We start from the raw sequence: 1,566 nt of genomic DNA, 5'->3' as shown, positions 1-1,566 counted from the left end.
CCCATGGTCATCCGCAGGAGGAACAGCCGGCGGTATCTCCCTTGGATGCAGTACCTGGCCATCGTGGGGCGGAGGGTGGTGGAGACGGTGGGGAGCATGCTCCATCACCTCTTCCCCAGGCGCATCCACGCCGTGACCCAGGAGGGTTTCGTCATCAAAGTTCTCACCTTCGTCCTGGCCCATAACATCAGTCTCCTGACCCAGAAGATGGCTGGGTAGCAACTTGGGTTATGATAGCGCATCCGCCGCCCACTAGGCTATGTCCGCCTCCCCGCTACGCGGCGAAACCAGCGTCTCCGGCGGACGTGGGGGAGTCCATGTATCCCACGGACTGAAAGTCCAGGGGATTATAGCTCCCCCACGCCCCCTCTTTTCTCTAAAGCCAAGTTACTAGGGTTGGGAAGGCGCTTCAACACCAGGTTCCTGGGGAGCTGGGGGCCTTGGTGGACGCCAGGCTAGGAGGCGTCATCCCTTCGTGTGCTACCTACATCTCCACCCCCGCCATCCTGGGGAGGACCCGGCTCCGGATGGGGTTGTGGGCCAACAGCACCAGGTTCACCCTGGCCAGAAACCCCCAGTAGGAACGGGCTTCAATCCGGTGGAGCCCCAAAGAACGCACCATCACGCTGAACCGGGTCTCTATCCAGTTGCGTACCCTCCCCATCCACCCTTTCCACCCCGTCTGTACCACCTTCCCGCCCCTGACCCGGTAAGGAGGCGTTTTCACCCCCTCCACAAAGCGAAAGCCCCGGTCCCCAAGAACCGCAGGAAGGCCCGTCAACAACCCCTCGGCCCATGCCTCCCTGGCATTACCGGGCAACACGGCCCAGCGGAAGAAAAGCCTCCCCTCGTTCATCACCGCCACCAGGGTGTACCCAGCGAAGGCCCCCAGGGGGCCTACCCCCACGGCAGCTTTCGGGAGGTCAAAGCCGTGTATCCGATGGCCGTGGGCCAGGGGGATGGGTTTTAGGTCTACCACCTGAAGGTGTCCCTCTCCCCCGGAAAGGCGCAGGGCCAGGTGGGCCAGGAGGCGGTGGGCTTTTTGCAGCACCCGGTAGAAGCGGGTGAGGTGGGGGAGCTGGGGGAAGTAGGCCTTCAGGGTGGACTTGGCGGCCAGATACCCTTTGGCCAGGTCCTGACCTTGCAAAAGGAGGAAGATGGCGAGGGTTAGGAGCTCGGCGAGGGTAGCCTTTTGGTGCTTTTGCTTTCGGGGGAGGCCGATACCTTGAGCCTGCAGAGCTTTGAGTTCATCGTCTACCCAGACATAGGTAGCCACCAGAAGGGTTTCTGCGTCAAGATAGTAGGTCGTGTAAGGATTTATGTGTAAGGGTCCGTGTTTAATAGGGGGGCACACCTTAGCACGAGGAGGTGCCCCGTGGACCAGGATACCTTGCGGATCTTGCTGAGGGAAGCGGTGCGGGAGACAGTAGCCGAGGTTCTGCAGACGGTTCTGGAGCTGGACCGGACGGCCTTCTTGCAGGTGCACGGAGGCCGCAGGAACGGCTACTACCCCCGCAAGCTGGAGACCACCTTCGGCCAGGTGGACCTGAAGGTCCCTAGGGATCG

General features: G+C 61.9%; 2 protein-coding genes and 1 pseudogene. 2 read left to right on the top strand and 1 reads right to left on the bottom strand.

The window, feature by feature from the left end; all coding sequences use genetic code 11:
- Positions 1–219: pseudogene (locus tag ACYQ0J_RS10055) on the top strand (IS982 family transposase); the annotation flags it as partial.
- Between the two features lie 265 nt (positions 220–484).
- On the opposite strand, the gene ACYQ0J_RS10050 reads toward ACYQ0J_RS10055, so the two are convergent.
- The gene (locus tag ACYQ0J_RS10050; protein WP_126164695.1) at positions 485–1,321 is read right to left on the bottom strand and encodes a transposase; all 837 of its coding nucleotides are present in this window, start codon (positions 1,319–1,321) and stop codon (positions 485–487) included.
- Positions 1,322–1,333: 12 nt separating this feature from the next.
- Between ACYQ0J_RS10050 and ACYQ0J_RS10045 the strand changes: the two genes are divergently transcribed.
- Positions 1,334–1,566 (top strand): transposase (locus tag ACYQ0J_RS10045; protein WP_460171984.1); only part of this gene is annotated, 233 nt, incomplete at its 3' end.

It is taken from the genome of Thermus sp. FJN-A (genome assembly GCF_054655095.1).
The sequence above is the reverse complement of the archived record's forward strand: the minus strand, read 5'-3'. Positions and strand labels throughout refer to the sequence as shown.